Origin of the sequence: Photobacterium sp. WH24, assembly GCF_019204055.1 — a bacterium.
Lineage (GTDB): Bacteria > Pseudomonadota > Gammaproteobacteria > Enterobacterales > Vibrionaceae > Photobacterium > Photobacterium arenosum.
Genome location: NZ_JAGSOZ010000002.1, coordinates 81332 through 99220, shown reverse-complemented (window position 1 = coordinate 99220; position 17889 = coordinate 81332). Strand labels below are relative to the sequence as shown.

General features: G+C 51.6%; 18 protein-coding genes. 13 read left to right on the top strand and 5 right to left on the bottom strand.

Annotated features, from left to right (window positions below):
- Positions 1-83: 83 nt before the first annotated feature.
- On the top strand, positions 84-425 hold the full coding sequence (locus KCG43_RS03790) for a zinc ribbon domain-containing protein YjdM (protein WP_027253127.1): 342 nt from the start codon (positions 84-86) through the stop codon (positions 423-425).
- 69 nt (positions 426-494) lie between these two features.
- Here KCG43_RS03790 and grcA read toward each other — a convergent pair whose 3' ends face one another.
- The gene (gene grcA / locus KCG43_RS03785) at positions 495-872 is read right to left on the bottom strand and encodes an autonomous glycyl radical cofactor GrcA (RefSeq protein WP_192015537.1); all 378 of its coding nucleotides are present in this window, start codon (positions 870-872) and stop codon (positions 495-497) included.
- Between the two features lie 326 nt (positions 873-1198).
- On the opposite strand from grcA, the gene KCG43_RS21370 reads away from it, so the two are divergent.
- The 3 genes from KCG43_RS21370 (at position 1199) to KCG43_RS03775 (ending at position 2728) form a co-directional block, all read left to right on the top strand.
- A complete protein-coding gene (locus tag KCG43_RS21370; protein ID WP_255557852.1) occupies positions 1199-1330 on the top strand; it encodes a hypothetical protein in 132 nt (43 codons plus the stop codon).
- Positions 1331-1406: 76 nt separating this feature from the next.
- Positions 1407-2108, top strand: a complete 702-nt coding sequence (gene ung, locus KCG43_RS03780) for a uracil-DNA glycosylase (RefSeq protein WP_192015538.1) — start codon at positions 1407-1409, stop codon at positions 2106-2108.
- An 80-nt stretch (positions 2109-2188) separates the two neighbouring features.
- Entirely contained in the window at positions 2189-2728 is a 540-nt protein-coding gene (locus KCG43_RS03775) for a hemerythrin domain-containing protein (RefSeq protein ID WP_218383409.1), read from the top strand.
- 95 nt (positions 2729-2823) lie between these two features.
- Here the strand turns inward: KCG43_RS03775 and KCG43_RS03770 are convergent, their stop codons facing one another.
- Positions 2824-3003 (bottom strand): DUF3545 family protein, encoded by a 180-nt coding sequence (locus tag KCG43_RS03770; protein WP_192015540.1) that lies wholly within the window; start codon positions 3001-3003, stop codon positions 2824-2826.
- Between the two features lie 425 nt (positions 3004-3428).
- Here KCG43_RS03770 and KCG43_RS03765 point away from each other — a divergent pair, with 425 nt between their 5' ends.
- Positions 3429-4859, top strand: coding sequence for a sodium:alanine symporter family protein (locus tag KCG43_RS03765; protein WP_218383407.1), 1431 nt, complete (start codon positions 3429-3431; stop codon positions 4857-4859).
- Between the two features lie 104 nt (positions 4860-4963).
- Positions 4964-5737 carry a peroxide stress protein YaaA gene (gene yaaA, locus KCG43_RS03760; RefSeq protein WP_218383405.1) on the top strand — a complete coding sequence of 258 codons (774 nt, stop codon included), beginning with the start codon at positions 4964-4966 and terminating at the stop codon, positions 5735-5737.
- A gap of 86 nt (positions 5738-5823) precedes the next feature.
- On the opposite strand, the gene srmB is transcribed toward yaaA, so the two are convergent.
- Positions 5824-7092 (bottom strand): ATP-dependent RNA helicase SrmB, encoded by a 1269-nt coding sequence (srmB, locus tag KCG43_RS03755; RefSeq protein WP_218383404.1) that lies wholly within the window; start codon positions 7090-7092, stop codon positions 5824-5826.
- A 161-nt stretch (positions 7093-7253) separates the two neighbouring features.
- Positions 7254-7997: a tRNA1(Val) (adenine(37)-N6)-methyltransferase gene (locus KCG43_RS03750; RefSeq protein WP_218383403.1), complete on the bottom strand. Its 744-nt coding sequence runs from the start codon at positions 7995-7997 to the stop codon at positions 7254-7256.
- 365 nt (positions 7998-8362) lie between these two features.
- On the opposite strand from KCG43_RS03750, the gene brnQ reads away from it, so the two are divergent.
- Positions 8363-9673 carry a branched-chain amino acid transport system II carrier protein gene (brnQ, locus tag KCG43_RS03745; RefSeq protein ID WP_192015545.1) on the top strand — a complete coding sequence of 437 codons (1311 nt, stop codon included), beginning with the start codon at positions 8363-8365 and terminating at the stop codon, positions 9671-9673.
- A 228-nt stretch (positions 9674-9901) separates the two neighbouring features.
- Here the strand turns inward: brnQ and fldB are convergent, their stop codons facing one another.
- Positions 9902-10420, bottom strand: a complete 519-nt coding sequence (gene fldB, locus KCG43_RS03740; RefSeq protein WP_192015546.1) for a flavodoxin FldB — start codon at positions 10418-10420, stop codon at positions 9902-9904.
- Positions 10421-10630: 210 nt separating this feature from the next.
- Here fldB and xerD point away from each other — a divergent pair, with 210 nt between their 5' ends.
- From xerD to KCG43_RS03710, 6 genes are all read left to right on the top strand, one after another.
- Positions 10631-11485: a site-specific tyrosine recombinase XerD gene (xerD, locus tag KCG43_RS03735; protein WP_370630665.1), complete on the top strand. Its 855-nt coding sequence runs from the start codon at positions 10631-10633 to the stop codon at positions 11483-11485.
- Between the two features lie 200 nt (positions 11486-11685).
- The gene (dsbC, locus tag KCG43_RS03730) at positions 11686-12408 is read left to right on the top strand and encodes a bifunctional protein-disulfide isomerase/oxidoreductase DsbC (protein ID WP_192015548.1); all 723 of its coding nucleotides are present in this window, start codon (positions 11686-11688) and stop codon (positions 12406-12408) included.
- Between the two features lie 191 nt (positions 12409-12599).
- Entirely contained in the window at positions 12600-14327 is a 1728-nt protein-coding gene (gene recJ / locus KCG43_RS03725; RefSeq protein WP_218383401.1) for a single-stranded-DNA-specific exonuclease RecJ, read from the top strand.
- Positions 14328-14502: 175 nt separating this feature from the next.
- Positions 14503-15601, top strand: a protein-coding gene (prfB, locus tag KCG43_RS03720) for a peptide chain release factor 2 (RefSeq protein WP_192015550.1) whose coding sequence is annotated in 2 segments (ribosomal slippage) — positions 14503-14577 and positions 14579-15601 — 1098 coding nt in all. Because the reading frame shifts where the segments join, the coding sequence is not laid out codon by codon here.
- A gap of 31 nt (positions 15602-15632) precedes the next feature.
- A complete protein-coding gene (gene lysS, locus KCG43_RS03715) occupies positions 15633-17135 on the top strand; it encodes a lysine--tRNA ligase (protein ID WP_218383399.1) in 1503 nt (500 codons plus the stop codon).
- A 215-nt stretch (positions 17136-17350) separates the two neighbouring features.
- Complete coding sequence (locus KCG43_RS03710) at positions 17351-17758, top strand: hypothetical protein (RefSeq protein WP_218383397.1); 408 nt, start codon at positions 17351-17353, stop codon at positions 17756-17758.
- The last annotated feature ends 131 nt before the right edge of the window (positions 17759-17889 follow it).

The window sequence follows — 17889 nt, the reverse complement described above, 5'->3', positions numbered from 1 at the left end:
TCAGACATCTCGTCCGGCACTGGCAAGTCAGTGGCGGGCGAATATCTTTAAGTGATGACTTTTTAAATGAGAGATAGCAGCGTATGAGCGATACCTTACCTCCTTGCCCTGAATGCAATTCATCTTATGTCTATGAAGACAGCAACCTGTTGATCTGCCCTGAGTGTGGTCATGAATGGATTCCGGGTGAAGTGACAGAAGATGTGGATGCACTGATTGTGAAAGACGCGAACGGCACTGTGTTGCAGGAAGGCGATTTTGTTACCCTGATAAAAGATCTCAAGGTAAAAGGTTCGTCGTCTGTCGCCAAAGTGGGGACTAAAGTGAAAATCAACCGCCTGGTGGATGGCGACCATAACATCGACTGTAAGATTGATGGTATCGGGGCTATGATGCTGAAATCTGAATTTGTGAAAAAAGCCTGATTTCAGTAAAAATCAGACGGTAAAAACGCCGCAGACCAATAGGTTGCGGCGTTTTTGTACGGCAAGCTTTTATAAAGTGCTGGTAAACGTTCGGGCGATGACATCACGCTGCTGCTCTGGCGTCAGCGAGTTGAAACGTACCGCGTAACCAGACACCCGAATGGTCAGCTGTGGATATTTTTCCGGGTGCGCCACGGCGTCTTCCAGGGTTTCACGCCTGAGCACATTCACGTTGAGGTGCTGCCCGCCTTCAATACGCGGAGCCTGTTCAACAGGCAGTTCGCGGTACTCAATCTGACCCAGTTCAGACAGGGCGATGTCCTGATCTTGCGCAAAGTCGTCAATGGTACACAGGCAGCGGGCTGTGCCACTGGCTGCATCCAGCAGCCAGATGGAATTGAGCAGTTGAGGATTAGCCGCTTGGGTAATTTGAATGCCGGTGATCATGGCAGCTCCTTGGTTGTCATCTGAAACAGCAAAATAGTGTGCCTGACAAAGTGGTCAGGGATAACGGCATCCTACCGCGTTGGGCCCCCGGTCCCTTGATCTGTATCAACTAAGCACTCTTACTGCCTATTGCGTGACGCTGCACAAATTATGCGCACAAATGCGCTCAACTGGCGCATTGGCGATAAAGCAGATTGCTGCTTTGGTCGCCTGAGGTCTACAGATGCCGCTAAATCACTGTAAGAAAACTCTAGTGAACAAACTGACAAAGTTGGCATTGATCTTTCATTGAATAGACTGAACCTTCAATTATGAGGAAACACCCTATGAAAGCGAGCGCAATGCCAGCCCCCGGAATGAACTCAGTAAGCGGCTCACGCCTTCCTCAGGCCAATCGTCCTATTCAGGGACGCGGTCACTGGCGTACACCTGTTGGCCCTGTGTCCCGGCCCAAATGATACCTGTTGTCATTGCGATGCCGTGATCAGACAGGCAGAATGTCGGCTTACCTTCATTTTCCCCGCAGGAGCCGACATGTCTGTTTCAGATTCCCCATCTTCATCGCTTTTCGACTGGAAACAGTTGCTGGAACAGGAAAGGCAGCAAGCTTACTTTCAGCAGGCTGAGGCACAAGTTGCCGCAGAAAGGCAGGCTGGCAGAGTGATCTATCCGGCTGAGGCCGATGTATTTCGCGCTTTTGATACCACTCCCTTTGATCAGGTCAAGGTAGTGATCCTGGGCCAGGATCCTTATCACGGCCCTGAACAGGCACACGGGCTCAGTTTCTCGGTGCAACCCGGAGTTAAAGTCCCCCCGTCTCTGGCCAATATGTATAAAGAGCTGGCCACTGATATCGACGGATTCAGCATTCCCAGCCATGGCTGCTTACAGCCCTGGGCAGAGCAGGGCGTACTTCTGCTCAATACTGTGCTGACGGTTGAGCAAGGCAAAGCGCATTCGCACAGTAAATATGGCTGGGAAATGTTTACCGACAGGGTTATTACCAGTCTGAATCAGCACAGAGATGGTCTGGTGTTTCTGTTGTGGGGAGCGCATGCCCACAAGAAAGGAAAACATATCGACAGGGACAGACACTGGGTGCTGGAAGCGGCACATCCGTCACCCTTGTCTGCTTATCGGGGCTTTTTTGGCTGTCGCCATTTCTCTCAGGCAAACAAGTGGTTGCGACAAAGCCGTAAAAGTGAGATTAACTGGCAACTTCCTGAACAAATGTAAGGCAACTTAACCTGGATCAAACAGAATTCGCTATCCCGGTTTACACTTATAGCTGGGATGTTAATGTCCGGGAGGTCGAAATGCTATTGGACAGTATTCACACCGAACATGGTTATATCAACCGGTTGCTTAAACTGTTAGGTACAAAATTAAAAGGGATCCAAGCGGGTCACGAAGTGAATTATCAGCTCATTCGCGACATAGTGACCTATCTGCAGAACCAGGCCGAGCACTGTCATCACCCAAAAGAAGATGTCATATACCATTACTACCTCAGACACTATGGTGAGGAGCAGGACATTTTGGATCTGGAGGCGGAACATATAGAGCTGGCTAGACTGACCGCAGAGTTTGCCGAAACCGTCGACATGATTCTGATGGATGCCGTGATTCCGCTGGATGTTTTTGCGGGAAAATTGAATGCCTTTGTAGAGCGCCAGCACCAGCACCTGGACACCGAAGAGAAGAAGGTGTTCCCTGTGATCCGCCAGCATTTTACCGACCAGGACTGGGCAGCCGTTGAAGAAGAATACCAGGATTGCCTGTGTGATCCTCTGTTCGGTAAAGAGGTTTCAGCTCAGTACCGGGAGTTGGCAACCCGGCTTGAGCCCGATCATTAACATCTGCCGGGCCACAAAAAACAGCACCGGCTGCAGAGCCGGTGTTGGTCGTTTGATACTAGCCTTAACCTAGTAATGGTAGTGCAAAACCCAGATTACAAATCTACCTCATCGGTAAACTCATGTAAGATATCAATGTCCTGAAGTTCCTTTTTCAGTTTTTGCTTATCTTTGAGTGCTTCAATTTCCCGCCACTTACGCTTAACAGGTTTACTGCGTGCATTGCGACGAGGAAAATCGCTTTCAAGCATGTTGTCGAATCCAAAGCCATCCATATTGCACCTCTCTACCATTCTGAGTATTGCTCAGAGCGGGGGCATCTTGCCCCTCGATCATCAGTTAAATATCACAATACGGTGTAGAATAAAATTGAAGTATTTCGCATTTGTTATTTATTTGTGAAATTAGTTCAAACTGAATCATTGAACCCAATGGTTTGTCCAGTTGGTTAGAAAGTAATGCAGTGCTCAATTCTGTTCAGTGTGGATTGATTTTTTGCGACTAACTCCGCATCATCGCTCAGGTTTTCGGCAGCCGGGAACCAAAACGGGCTGAGATCAGCCAACAGGTCAGTATCTGCAATGCAAATGTTTTTCTGGCTTTATCTCAGCTTGGGCTGACAGATGAATTACAGTTGAATGAAGTGGCATAGCAAAGGCGTGCCGGGCAAAAATACCTTTGAGCAAGCTAAGGGGTTGGTGTGACAAGTCAGATAAATTTCCTCAATGATCTGCTGTGGGGATCTGTATTGATTTACCTGCTGGTCGGGGTAGGGATCTATTTTACCTACTTGCTGGGGTTTATTCAGTTCCGGCATTTTGTCCATATGTTTAAAGTGATGAAAAACAGCCGTAAGTCGGATGCTGCCGGTATCTCTTCTTTTCAGGCATTATGCACCAGTCTGGCTGCCCGGGTCGGAACCGGCAACATGGCCGGGGTCGCCGTGGCACTTACCTTGGGTGGGCCGGGCGCGATTTTCTGGATGTGGCTGATTGCCATGTTAGGGATGGCGACAGCATTCGCGGAAAGTGCGCTGGCCCAGTTGTACAAGACCCGGGATGATGACGGCAATTACCGGGGCGGTCCGGCGTACTACATGGAAAAAGGGCTGGGAATGCGCTGGATGGGGGTGGTGTTCTCTATCTTTCTGATCATTGCCTTCGGTCTGGTATTCAACGCGGTTCAGGCTAACTCCATTGCCAAAGCCATGAATGTGGCCTTTGGCTGGCAACCTGTGGTGGTCGGCATGGTGCTGGTGGCGCTGACCGGTTTTATCATATTCGGTGGCATGCGAACCATTGCCCGCACTGCTGAAATTCTGGTACCAGTGATGGCGATTTGTTATCTGTTGCTGGCACTGGTGGTCGTGGCAATGAATATCGAACAGGTTCCTTCGGTGATCGCCTTGATTTTCCGCAGTGCCTTTGGTCTGGAAGAAGCGGCCTCCGGCGCTCTGGGTTATACCATAGCTCAGGGCATGATTAATGGCCTGAAGCGCGGGCTGTTTTCCAATGAAGCGGGCATGGGTTCGGCGCCGAATGCGGCCGCCTCGGCCACGCCGTACCCGCCACATCCGGCGTCGCAAGGCTATGTGCAGATGCTGGGGGTCTTTACCGATACTATCGTTATCTGTTCGGCCACTGTGGCGATTATTCTGATGTCTGGTGAGTATGTACCTCATGGCGAAGTCACAGGTATAGAGCTGACGCAGCGGGCGCTGGCTTCTCAGGTGGGGGACTGGGGAGGGATCTTCATTGCTATCGCTATCTTCCTGTTTGCCTTTACCTCGCTGGTAGCCAATTACTCTTATGCCGAAACCAACCTGATTTTTCTTGAGCATAACCACAAAGCCGGACTGCTGATTTTTCGCGCTGTGGTATTGGGCATGGTGATGTTCGGGGCGCTGGCCGAATTACCGACGGTATGGGCGATGGCGGATGTGTCTATGGGAATGATGGCCATTATCAACCTGATCGCTATTTTGCTGTTGTCGGGCACAGTGGTGAAACTGGCGAAAGACTATAACGCGCAATTGGCTCAGGGTAAGGTGCCAACGTTTGACAGCGCCCAATACCCGGAATTGCATGCTCAGCTGGATGAAGATATCTGGACCAGCCGTTCAGTTCGATAGGCTGTCCCTATGGCAAAGAAAGCGACAACCACGCGCGTTGTGCGTGGTTTTTTGATGCCGAAATGGTAATCTTGCCGACAGACACGCTTACAGGACATCAAAACATGCTGATAGTGGTTTCCCCTGCTAAAACCCTGGATTATGAATCTCCTCTGGCAACAAAGACTTATACTTTGCCTGAGCTGACCGATCACTCGATGGAGCTGATTGAGGTTTGCCGTCAGCTGACGCCTATGGACATTGCGAGCCTGATGAAGGTGAGCGATAAAATCGCCGGACTCAATGCGGCCCGTTTTGCCGACTGGCACCCGGATTTTACGCTTGAAAACGCGCGTCAGGCGATTCTGGCCTTCAAAGGTGATGTGTATACCGGCCTGGAAGCCGATAGCCTGAGCGAGGATGACTTCACCTTTGCCCAACAGCACCTGCGCATGCTGTCCGGTTTGTACGGTTTGTTACGGCCGCTGGATCTGATGCAGCCTTACCGTCTTGAAATGGGCACTAAGCTGGCCAACGGCCGCGGCACTAACCTGTATCAGTTCTGGGGCAGTATTATTACGGACAAACTGAATGACGCGCTTGCCGGGCAGGGCGATGACATCCTGATTAACCTGGCCTCCAATGAATATTTTAAAGCCGTTAAGCCGAAGTCTCTCAAAGGTAAAGTGATTACCCCGTTGTTTAAAGACGGCAAAAATGGTCAGTACAAGGTGATCAGTTTCTACGCCAAGAAAGCCCGTGGCATGATGGCACGTTATATCATTGATAACCGCCTGACTTCAGTGGAACAGCTGAAACAATTTGACGTGGCTGGCTATTACTTCGTACCGGAAGAATCGACGGCCGCTGAACTGGTATTTAAACGCGAAGAGCAATAAAGCTTCAGCGTTAAACCGTTGGCTGAAAAAAGGGCCGGATACTGTATCCGGCCCTTTTCTGTTTTAGTCTGCAGCTACGGCAAAGATTATTTGGCCGCCGCCTTTTTGTTGACGGATTTTTTCTTCTTGGCGTCTTTCTTTTTCGTGTCTTTCTTTTTCGTGTCTTTCTTCTTACCGTCTTTGACTTTCTTCTTCTTCACGGTTGCCGGCTTTTTGTGTTTAGGGCGCAGGCCTTCAATAAAGCGCTCCGGTATTTCTTCTTTCATATAACGGCTGACACGCTCTATCATGCCTTGATCATGCGCTTCCACCAGCGAGATGGCTGTGCCTTTTTTACCGGCACGGGCAGTACGGCCGATACGGTGCAAATACACATCGGACGTACGCGGCATGTCAAAGTTGATGACATGGCTGACGTCTGGCAGGTCAATACCCCGTGCTGCGACATCGGTGGCGATCAGTATGTTGGTTTCACCTTCACGGAAACGACGAATGGCATTGTTACGGGTGGCTTGTGCCATTTCTCCCTGAATCCAGACGCAAGCGATTTTCAGTGACGCCAGCTGATCGCGCAGCTCGGCCAGTCGCTCGCGGGTTTTGACAAAAATAATACTGCGCTCGGCCTGATCGCTGAGGATATTTTCCAGCAACGCCATTTTGTGCGCCATGTCGTCACAGCGGTGGTATACCTGATGGATCTTCTTGCGTTCGCGACGCGGTGGCTCAGCGTTCACTTCGACGGGCTCACTTAAGATCGTCTGGGAGAACTCTCGTACCCCTTTGCCTTCCAGGGTGGCGGAGAACAACAAGCTCTGACGGCGCCAGCGACATTCTTCATGCAGGCGTTTCACAACGGCTCCAAAACCCATGTCGAGCATGCGGTCAGCTTCGTCCAGGATCAGGCACTCGATGGCACGGCAATCGAATTTCTCGCCTTCGATGTATTCCATCAGACGGCCCGGTGTGGCAACCACAATGTCCTGAGTTTTGCCCAGATACTCAGCGTGCTCGTCGTAAGAGATACCGCCTGTGATGGTGAAGATTTTCAGGTCAGTATGGGCCGCCAGGGCTTTGGCCTGATCGGCGACCTGAATGGCCAGTTCACGGGTTGGTGTCAGAATCAGCACGCGGGCCGGGCCGGGTTTACGGCGCGGAAAATCAAGCAGGTGCTGAATCATAGGCAATACAAATGCGGCAGTTTTTCCGGTACCCGTTGGTGCGGATGCCAGTACGTCACGGCCATCCAGGGCATGAGGGATAGCCTGAGACTGCACAACGGTTGGACGGGAATATCCCATATCTTCAATCGCTTGTAGCAGAGCGCCATCTAACTCTAATTCGGAAAAATCTCTCACCAGTCTTACTCCTAAGTAGCGGGCTGCCCGTATGGGTCGCATGTCGATGGGCAGTTTGCTGCTGTGATTCAGTTAAGGGGCGGCATTATAGTGTGATTTGATGCAAGTATCACCGATTAAAGCACAAAAACTTGGATTATCCCTGCCGCTCGCTGACAGGATCAGAGCTTGAGATAAAAGTCACGGGTCAGGGCCGTAAACCCGGCCGAATAGTGGCCTTGCTGATTGATCGTCAGCTGTGTTTCGTCACAGTCACCGTCCTGAGGGGAAAGCGCAATCAGCAGGCGATGAACCGGTTTGGCGGCGGTGCTTTTCACCCGGCACAGCCGGCGACAGTGCAAGCCATAGTCAGCCAGCATCGTCAGCAGTGCTTCACCTTCGTAGACCGGCAGAATCAGGCTGGCCTGTCCTGCCGGTGCCAGCAGGTATTGCAGGCAGCTGAGCAGCTCGCTGTGGGAGAGGGTGTCTGTGTGTCGGGCGGTCGCCCGGCGCTGGCAGTTTGCCTGTTCACCGTGATTGAAGTAGGGCGGATTGCATAATATGGCCTGAAAGCGGCCTTTGGGCTGAGAGCGGACCCATTCACGGATATCCTGACGCTCGGCCTGAAGCCGCACGGACCAGGGCGAGGCCGAGAAATTTTTGCCGGCCGCTGTCACGGCTGCCGGGTCAATATCCAGCGCCAGAATATCGGCGGTGCCGGATTGCGTACGCTGCGCTGCCATTAAGGACAGCAAACCGCTTCCGCAACCAATGTCGAGTATCGTCTGGCGATTGACCTGAGTCTGACTGTCACGACAGCTTGACACCCAGGCCCATGCTCCTAACAACACACCATCTGTGCTGACAGGCATGCCGCATCCGTGATCGTCAACGTGAAATTGTTTAAACGTAAAACCTTTATTCATCTAATGAATGTCCGAAAAGGCGGCGAGTAAAATCAGTCCGCCATTATAGCGGTTATTCCTGTCAATGGTTGAGTTGCGGTCAAACACTGTAAAGTTTGGTGATCTGGTGGTTTTATATTCTGTGTTGGATGTTTTGTGAGCAATATTTATTTTGGTTCTTAGTTCTAATTTATTGCTTTTTATTGGTTCTTTATTTTGGTTTTTTGGCTATACATCCGAAGAAAGTGGTGTTTTTGGCTGCGAGGTTGTCACTGGCATTCTTTTGCTTCATTATGCTGCCTCTTTTGCTGAATGTAGTGATATATCTCAGTAATGAGCCATTAATGCTAACACAACATAACAATAGACGAGTGGGAAGGTGCAGTTTGAATAACACACTCAAGGTTTCAGATATTTTTGCGATAGGTTTCATGACCTTTGCGTTCTTCCTGGGGGCCGGAAATATTATTTTCCCGCCACAGGCCGGTTTAAGTGCAGGTGATAACCTGCTGCCAGCGATGTTTGGTTTCTTATCGACGGCAGTTGGCTTGCCGCTGATCGGCATCATAGCTGTGGCTGTTGCCGGCGGCGGTTGGAAGGGGCTGACCCGTGATCTTCCGCCTCAGCTGGCAACGCTGATGGCCGTTCTTATCTTTATCATCATCGGCCCTGCTTTTGCTGCGCCTCGTACCGGTCTTGTGGCCTACGAAATGGCAGTCAAACCTTTTATGGCTGATGGGGGACAAACCAGTCTGACCATTTTTTCTGTTGTCTTTTTTGGACTGGCGCTGTTCTTTGCATGGTCACGCGGCAGGCTGATCGATTCTATCGGTAAGCTGCTCACCCCGGCGCTCTTTGCTGTACTGGCTATTCTGGCTGTGGCGGTATTCCTCAACCCGCAAAGCGAGATTCAGGCTGCACAGGGTGATTATGTGAACATGGCGTTCACCAAAGGATTCCTGGAAGGTTACAACACCATGGATACCTTTGCGGCGCTGATGTTCGGCATGCTGATTGTTGATGTGATCCGCAACAAAGGCATCAAAGATGATAAAGCCACCTGCAAATATCTGATGATGGCAGGTGTGATTGCCGCAGCAGGCCTGGCGTTTGTGTATATCTCGCTGTTTTATCTGGGCGCTACCAGTGCGGCGGTTGCCGAAGGTGCAGCCAATGGTGGTGCCATTCTGGCAGGCTATGTGCTGGCGTTGTTTGGTCCTGTCGGTCAGTACATTCTGTCGGCAATTGTGATGCTGGCCTGTCTGACCACGGCGATTGGCCTGATCAGTGCCTGTTCTGACTATTTCAGTTCGCTGACCCGATTGTCCTATGAGACATGGGCTGTGATCCTGGCAGTGATTTGCGGTGTGGTGGCCAATGTTGGCCTGAATCAGTTGATCAGCCTGTCGGTGCCTGTGCTGTTTGCCCTGTACCCTGTGGCGGTGGCGCTGGTTATCCTGACCTTTGTTCGCCGCTGGCTGCCAAATCCGCGTCTGGCATACCGTGTGGTGCTGTTGGTTTCTCTGGTCTTCAGTCTGATTGATGCGGCCAAAGTGATCGGTCTGGATATGTCGTTTCTGAGTTTCCTGCCAATGTTTGATTACGGTATGGCCTGGACAACACCTACCTTGCTGGCACTGGCTGTGACCCGTTTCATCCGGGCAGACATCCGTGAGCCAAAAGCGCAAACGGTTTAAACAGCAAATAACAATTTGTCTGACCGAAACGCCCCGGTTTTTACCGGGGCGTTTTTTTACGGCCGAGATGGACAGCGACAAACATCTACCTAATGCTGAGGGTCAGGCAATATACTGAGCAGCTCTCCCGTTACAGCCTGGCTTTTTTGCCAGGCCAACAAGCATGGGATGATTCAGGGGCTGTTTGGTCAGTACCCGCCCGTCTCTCTACGGGCGTTAAACGTCGGACTAGAGTGAATCGCCGTACTCGGTCAGTACCTGCTCGCACCATTGCTGGATGCGCTCATCACTGAGTTCGTACTGGCTGTCTTCATCCAGTGCCAGCCCGACAAACAAGCTTTTGTCTTCGGTCAGAGCTTTTGAGGCTTCAAAGTTGTAGCCTTGATTTGGCCAGTAGCCAACGAACTGGGCACCGGTCGGCAGCAACTGATCGTGCAGCATGCCCATGGCGTCCAGGTACCATTCTGTGTAGCCTTCCTGATCGCCCAAACCGAACAGGGCGACGGTTTTTCCGGTCAGCGTCAGGCCATCCAGTTGATTCCAGACCGCTTCCCAGTCTTCCTGCAGTTCACCAAAGTCCCAGGTTGAGATGCCCAGGATCAGCAGATCATACTGGTTCATCTCGCTGAGTGCCGCTTCTTTGATGTTGTGCAGCTCAACCAGCTCGCCGCCGATGCAATCGCGGATTTTCTCCGCGGCCATTTCGGTATAGCAGGTGGTCGATCCGTAAAACAGGCCGATTTTCATACTGATATTTCCTGGGGTGGCAACTAATTTGCGCTGATTTTACCCTGTCAGGCGCCTGGGTGCATCCCTCAAGCGAGCGCACCTAGTTACATTACAGGAGAAATTCAGTACTATGCTGCAATATACTGTGTTTATATCCAGATGTTTTGGGAGTGGCGCGACGTGGAAACCAATAACGATATTGCCCTGATCGAGCGCTTTTTAGATGCGATGTGGATGGAGCGTGGGCTGTCGGCCAACACCCTGTCTTCGTACCGTAATGATTTAATGAAACTGCAGCAATGGCTGGATTCACGGCGGCAGTCGCTGTTGTCACTGCACTCCGGCGATCTGCAGGATTACCAGCAATGGCTGTTTGAGCAAGACTTCAAGCAGAGTTCCCGGGCCAGAATGACATCGGCGCTGCGGCGGCTGTTTCAGTACTTTCACCGTGAAAAGCTCAGGGAAGACGATCCCAGTGCCATTTTGCACAGTCCCAGATTGCCGCAGCGGCTGCCGAAGGACATTAGCGAAGATCAGGTCAGTGCCCTGCTGGGCGCGCCTGATGTCAATGATCCGCTCGAGCTGCGCGATAAAGCCATGCTGGAGCTGCTGTATGCAACGGGCCTGCGGGTCACTGAGCTGGTCAGTCTGCGGATGGATAACGTCAGTCTGCGCCAGGGCGTGGTCAGGGTCACAGGTAAAGGGGATAAAGAGCGACTGGTGCCAATGGGCGAAGAAGCCATGGAATGGATTGAAACTTTTCTGGCTCAGGGACGACCGTACCTGTTGGGGGAAGTCAGTTCAGATGTTCTGTTTCCCAGCAAGCGTGCCCGCCAGATGACGCGTCAGACCTTCTGGCACCGTATTAAACATTATGCGGTGTTGGCCGGGATTGATGCCGATACCTTGTCGCCGCACGTCATGCGTCATGCGTTTGCCACCCATTTGCTCAATTACGGCGCGGACCTCAGAGTCGTGCAAATGCTGTTAGGTCACAGTGATTTATCTACCACACAGATCTATACTCATGTGGCAACCGAGCGTCTGAAGCAGCTGCATCAGGAACACCATCCGCGAGCCTGAAACCAGCAGTGACCTTTTGTTACACTCCGGCCAGTGCTTACTGGGGCAGAGATCCCAATCATAACCCTGCAGAGTCACCGGATTATGAAATCACTTGCCTTTTGAGATTGAACTTTGAAAGTATGACCATACTCAAAGGGTCTGTATAGTATTCACAGGGACTATCCCTGAATTGCCAACGATTTGTTAAGGATGTTTTCATGTCATTTTCCCGCCGTCCCCTGCTTGTTGCACTGGCTGCGTTCACGGCTTTTTCTGCCAGTGCAGAACCTGATGTCCGTGCCATTGAAGCTACGTTGAATCCACTGGGCCTGACTGCAGCGTCAGTGACGCCATCACCGCTTAAGGGAATGAACGAGGTGGTGACCGAACGCGGTATTATTTATATGTCTGATGACGGTCAGTATTTTGTTGCAGGGCACCTGTATCAGTCTGTGGACGGCGAACCTGTCAATCTGACTGAACAGAAAATGGCCTCAATCAACAAAGACAAACTCAAAGGCATGGAAAGCGAAATGATCGTCTATCCGGCCAAAGATGAAAAATACGTGGTGACTGTCTTTACCGATACCAGCTGTGGTTATTGCCGTAAACTGCACAGTGAAATGCAGGCCTACAACGACGCAGGTATCACTATCCGTTATCTGGCTTTCCCGCGCGGTGGTGAGCGTTCGCAGAATTTCGGTGAGATGAGTGCTATCTGGGCATCGAAAAACCGGGCGCAGGCCATGGATGACGCCAAGAAAGGCAAACTGAATATTGAGCAAAGTCCGCATAATGACTCGCTGGTGATGAAGCATTACCAGCTGGGTGTGGCAATGGGCGTGACAGGTACGCCTGCGCTGGTGCTGGAAGACGGGACTATGCTGCCTGGCTATCAACCGGCTAGCCGACTGCTGCAATTTCTCAACAGCCGCAGTTAATTATTGCCTCTGCTGATCAACAGCCCGCAGTCCTTGCGGGCTGTTGCGTTATTCGCATTCGGGGGGATTTTCTGATCGGTCAGTCTTGTGAGCCCGATGCTGGATTGGCCTGTTCGGGTACCCGCCGCTGCGGTTTTTTGGTATAACACCTGCTCATTTTTCCCATCTGCCAATCGCCATTAAGTAGTCTAATGAAAATCGAAATCAAGCGTCGCCCTGAAGCGGATACCTCGGGTTTTTCCTCTGAGATCCACCCTCTGCTGAAGCGTATTTATGCCAGCCGGGGGTTGCGCTCTGACACAGATCTGGAGCGCGGCGCTAAGGGGCTGCACAGTTATGACCAACTTAATGGTATTGATGCAGCCGTTACTCTGCTGATTGATGCATTGCATGAACACAAGCGCATAATTGTGGTGGGCGATTTCGATGCCGATGGTGCCACCAGCTCAGCGCTTTCTGTTCTGGCGCTGCGCCAGTTAGGTTGCCGCAATGTCGATTATCTGGTGCCGAACCGTTTTGATGATGGCTATGGCCTGAGCCCGGAAGTGGCCGAGCAGGCCGCAGCTCGTGGTGCGGAAATCATCATGACGGTGGATAACGGCGTCTCGTCGGTGGCTGGAGTGGCGGTGGCGAAAGAAAAAGGTATCCGGGTGCTGGTGACAGATCACCACTTACCGGGTGACGTCCTGCCAGCCGCAGATGCTATCGTCAATCCGAATCTGCACAGCTGTGACTTTCCGTCCAAGGCGCTGTGCGGGGTAGGGGTGGCTTTCTATCTGATGCTGGCACTGCGGGCGGCTCTGCGTCAGCAGAACTGGTTTATCGAGCAGGGGATCCCTGAACCCAATTTAGCCGGGTTATTAGATTTGGTGGCCCTGGGCACAGTGGCCGATGTGGTCGCACTGGATGGCAATAACCGGATTCTGGTGCATCAGGGCCTGCAGCGCATTCGCGCCGGGCAATGCCGGCCGGGGATTCAGGCGCTGATCGAAGTGGCGAATCGCGATCCGTCCCGGCTGGTGGCCAGCGATCTGGGTTTCGCGCTGGGCCCGCGCATTAATGCGGCGGGTCGTCTGGATGACATGTCTTTTGGCGTTGAACTGCTGTTGTGCGAAGACATTCAGTCGGCGCGGCGAATGGCGGTCGAGCTGGACGGCCTTAATCAGACACGAAAAGAAATTGAACAGGGCATGAAAGAAGAGGCGCTGGCGATTTGCGAGCGTTTGAAATTCAGCCAAAAAGACATGCCCTACGGACTGGCGCTGTATCAGGCGGACTGGCACCAGGGAGTTATCGGCATTCTGGCATCGCGGATCAAAGAGTTGTACCACCGCCCTGTGATTGCCTTTGCGGCGGCGGGCGAGGGCGAAATTAAAGGGTCCTGCCGGTCGATACCCGGCCTGCATATGCGTGATGTGCTGGATCTGATCGATACCCGCAACCCGGGGATGATCCTCAAATTTGGCGGTCACGCCATGGCTGCGGGATTGACGCTCGCCGCTGATAAGTTTGAAGCATTCAGCAAAGCCTTCGATCAGGTTGTCCGGGATGAGCTGGATGAGTCTGCCCTGCGCGGCATCTTACTGACTGACGGTGAGCTGGCGGCGCAGGAGATGACGATGGACACGGCCGAGCTGATACGCGGTGCCGGTCCCTGGGGGCAGCAGTTCCCGGAACCGAGCTTTGATGGCCGTTTCCGCTTGCTGCAGCAGCGTCTGGTCGGCAGCAAGCACTTGAAAATGATGCTGGAACCTGTCGCTGGTGGCAGCATGATAGACGCCATTGCATTTAATATTGATGTCCGGCGCTGGCCGGATGCTTCGGTTCAACAGGTCAACCTGGTGTATCGTCTGGATATTAATGAGTTTCGGGGTAATCGTAGCGTTCAGCTGATGGTTGAGTACCTCGAGGCGGTATAATCTGTCTATCGGTGAAGCTGTCGCTTCACCGTTTTTCTTTTGTCCGAAAATCCATGCTGTCAATATTGCGAGTGATATTTTGGATAAGTTTTGTGATCCTCTGTTTATTCCTGCCGCAATTCGCTAGAATCCTCCGGTTATGTCCGTTTCGGCGAAAAGGCTAAGAAGAGTGGCAATGTTCGAAGTTAATCCTATTAAAAACCGTCTTGAGGATGTGTCTGCACGGACCGACATCCTTAGGGGGTACCTTTGACTACGATGCTAAAAAAGAGCGTCTTGAAGAAGTCAATGCAGAATTAGAGCAACCTGATGTCTGGAATGAGCCAGAGCGTGCTCAGGCATTAGGAAAAGAGCGCGCAGCGCTGGAAGCTGTGGTGGAAACCATCGACCAGCTGGATCAGGGCGTCGAAGACGTCGAAGGTCTGCTTGAGCTGGCGATCGAAGAAAGCGATCAGGAAACCTTTGACGAGATTGGTCCTGAACTGGACGAGCTGGTTAACAAGCTGGAACAGCTTGAATTCCGTCGTATGTTTGCCGGTGATCACGATAGCGCAGATTGCTATGTCGATCTGCAGGCCGGTTCTGGTGGCACAGAAGCCCAGGACTGGACATCTATGATGCTGCGTATGTACCTGCGCTGGGCTGAAGCCAAGGGCTTCAAAACAGAAGTGATTGAAGTCTCTGAAGGCGATGTGGCCGGACTGAAATCCGCCACGGTGAAAATCAGCGGTGAGTACGCTTATGGCTGGCTGCGCACTGAAACCGGCGTTCACCGTCTGGTGCGTAAGTCGCCGTTCGACTCAGGCGGCCGTCGTCATACGTCTTTTGCATCGGCTTTTGTGTATCCGGAAGTGGATGACAATATTGCTATCGATATTAATCCGTCTGATTTGCGGATTGATGTTTACCGTGCCTCAGGCGCGGGCGGTCAGCACGTAAACACCACGGAATCTGCGGTACGTATTACCCACGTACCTACCAACACTGTTGTGCAGTGTCAGAATGACCGATCTCAGCATAAGAACAAAGATCAGGCGATGAAACAGCTGAAAGCTAAGTTGTTTGAACTGGAAATGCATAAGCAGAACGCCGAAAAACAGGCGAATGAAGATGCGAAGTCTGATATTGGCTGGGGCAGTCAGATCCGCTCTTATGTGCTGGATGATTCCCGAATCAAAGATCTGCGTACCGGTGTCGAGAACCGCAATACCCAGGCGGTGCTGGACGGAGACCTGGACCGCTTCATTGAAGCTAGTCTGAAGTCCGGTCTTTAATGCCGGCCCCGAACTGTTGTTAAGGTTAACCATGACTGAACAAGTACAAGACGAAAACAAACTGATTGCAGAGCGCCGCGCGAAACTGGAACACATTCGTCAGGATTGCAAAGCAAACGGCCACCCGAATGATTTCCGCCGCGATAGCCTGGCTGCTGATCTGCAGGCCGCTTTTGGTGATAAAACCAAAGAAGAGCTGGAAGAAGCCAACAACATTGTTGCGATTGCCGGTCGTATTATGGCCAAGCGTGGCCCATTCCTGGCGATCCAGGATGTCTCCGGCCGTATTCAGGCTTATGCGTCCAAAGACGTACAGAAAGAGCTGAAAGAAAAATATTCAGGTCTGGATATTGGCGACATCATCGGTGTGAAAGGGGCTTTGCACAAGTCCGGCAAGGGTGATCTGTACGTCAACTTTGACGAGTACCAGCTGCTGACTAAAGCGCTGCGTCCGTTGCCTGAAAAATTCCATGGTCTGACTGACCAGGAGCAGCGTTACCGCCAGCGTTATGTGGATCTGATCGTTAACGAAGATTCACGCAACACTATGCTGATGCGTTCCAAAGTGGTCAATGCGATTCGCCAGTTCATGACCACTAAAGGGTTCATGGAAGTGGAAACGCCTATGATGCACGTGATTCCTGGCGGCGCGACTGCGCGTCCGTTTATCACGCACCACAACGCGCTCGACATTGATATGTACCTGCGTGTTGCCCCTGAGCTGTACCTCAAGCGTCTGGTGGTCGGTGGTTTTGAGCGTGTATTCGAAATCAACCGTAACTTCCGTAACGAAGGTTTGTCGCCGCGCCATAACCCAGAATTCACTATGATGGAATTCTATATGGCGTATGCGGATTATCGTGATCTGATGGATCTGACCGAAGACATGCTGAGCTCTATTGCGCAGGACCTGTGCGGTGCTACCGGTCTGCCATATGGCGATGAAGTGATTGAATTTAAAGGTCCGTATCCGCGTCTGAGCATGCTGGACGCCATCAAGCAATATAACCCGAACCATGACACCATTCAGACCCTGACCTATGAGCAGGTGCAGGATCGTGATCTGATGGTGGGTATCGCGAAATCGCTGCACATTCAGGTTGAACCTTTCTGGACCTGCGGTCAGTTGCTGGAAGAAATCTTTGGTGAAACGGCCGAGCCTAAACTGCTGCAGCCAACATTCATCACCGAATATCCTGCTGATATTTCACCGCTGGCGCGCCGTAATGATGACAATCCGTTCATTACCGACCGTTTTGAGTTCTTCATTGGTGGCCGTGAAGTGGCCAACGGCTTCTCGGAGCTGAACGATGCAGAAGATCAGGACCAGCGCTTCAAAGCCCAGGTTGATGCCAAAGATGCCGGTGATGATGAAGCTATGTTCTACGACGCTGATTACATTACAGCGCTGGAACATGGTCTGCCACCAACGGCGGGTCAGGGGATTGGTATCGACCGCCTGGTGATGCTGTTTACCAACAGCCATACCATTCGTGACGTGATCCTGTTCCCGGCAATGCGTCCGCAGAACTGATGTGTTGAGACAATGCATCCCTTTAAGCCACTTCTGCAGAAGTGGCTTTTTTATGCCTTCAAAGCGACACAGGAGCGCGAAGTCGCGCAGCTGGCTGAAAGGTAAAACGTATTTCAGCGATGTTTAACATTTTTTGTTATCCGGTATAGATGATTTTATGAGTAAAGTGTCATAATTCAGGCTTTGTGGTGATGTGAACAACGTTAGGCTGATAAATGAAAAAAACGATCATTCCTGCTTTTGGCGCCATGGTGCTTACCGGTTGTGCAGCAATGGCACTGACTCAACCGCCGACAGAGTTTGTCGGTTCGCTACCTGAAGAGTGGAAACAAGAATTCACTAAGTTTAATGATTTACCTCCAGAGGGAGATCGGGGCGAAGTGCGTCAGTACCACTTTGACAGTGAGCGTTCACTGTTAACTATTATTCGCCAGTTACGCAGCACACGGTGGAACTGGCAGCTGGATGCGTCAAAAGTGAAGCCCGCTCTGGTTGATGTTGCCTGTGATAATTTTGGTGATGCCATTGCCATGGGGCTGGGGGTACGCTTTTGGTACACAGGTGCTGGCGGCTTTGTCAGTGAACCCGTGACGAACGAAGCCTGTATAGCAAAAAAATCCTAATCTCCATTTTTTAAACCTTATCCTCTTGAAGCCCTTCTGGAAATATCACCTGTTTTAGTTATTACAGGTGATATTTTTGTTATCTGGCGATCCTGTCTCTTATACTTGTTGAATACTGTTTTGCATTTTTA

Bases quoted from the DNA above. Each gene is read 5' to 3' on its own strand.
- KCG43_RS03790 (WP_027253127.1), top strand. From the start codon at position 84: ATGAGCGATACCTTACCTCCTTGCCCTGAATGCAATTCATCTTATGTC.
- yaaA (WP_218383405.1), top strand. From the start codon at position 4,964: ATGCTGATAGTGGTTTCCCCTGCTAAAACCCTGGATTATGAATCTCCT.
- ung (WP_192015538.1), top strand. From the start codon at position 1,407: ATGTCTGTTTCAGATTCCCCATCTTCATCGCTTTTCGACTGGAAACAG.
- KCG43_RS03775 (WP_218383409.1), top strand. From the start codon at position 2,189: ATGCTATTGGACAGTATTCACACCGAACATGGTTATATCAACCGGTTG.
- xerD (WP_370630665.1), top strand. From the start codon at position 10,631: ATGTGGATGGAGCGTGGGCTGTCGGCCAACACCCTGTCTTCGTACCGT.
- lysS (WP_218383399.1), top strand. From the start codon at position 15,633: ATGACTGAACAAGTACAAGACGAAAACAAACTGATTGCAGAGCGCCGC.
- dsbC (WP_192015548.1), top strand. From the start codon at position 11,686: ATGTCATTTTCCCGCCGTCCCCTGCTTGTTGCACTGGCTGCGTTCACG.
- fldB (WP_192015546.1), bottom strand. From the start codon at position 10,420: ATGAAAATCGGCCTGTTTTACGGATCGACCACCTGCTATACCGAAATG.
- KCG43_RS03750 (WP_218383403.1), bottom strand. From the start codon at position 7,997: ATGAATAAAGGTTTTACGTTTAAACAATTTCACGTTGACGATCACGGA.
- KCG43_RS03710 (WP_218383397.1), top strand. From the start codon at position 17,351: ATGAAAAAAACGATCATTCCTGCTTTTGGCGCCATGGTGCTTACCGGT.
- grcA (WP_192015537.1), bottom strand. From the start codon at position 872: ATGATCACCGGCATTCAAATTACCCAAGCGGCTAATCCTCAACTGCTC.
- KCG43_RS21370 (WP_255557852.1), top strand. From the start codon at position 1,199: ATGAAAGCGAGCGCAATGCCAGCCCCCGGAATGAACTCAGTAAGCGGC.
- KCG43_RS03770 (WP_192015540.1), bottom strand. From the start codon at position 3,003: ATGGATGGCTTTGGATTCGACAACATGCTTGAAAGCGATTTTCCTCGT.
- recJ (WP_218383401.1), top strand. From the start codon at position 12,600: ATGAAAATCGAAATCAAGCGTCGCCCTGAAGCGGATACCTCGGGTTTT.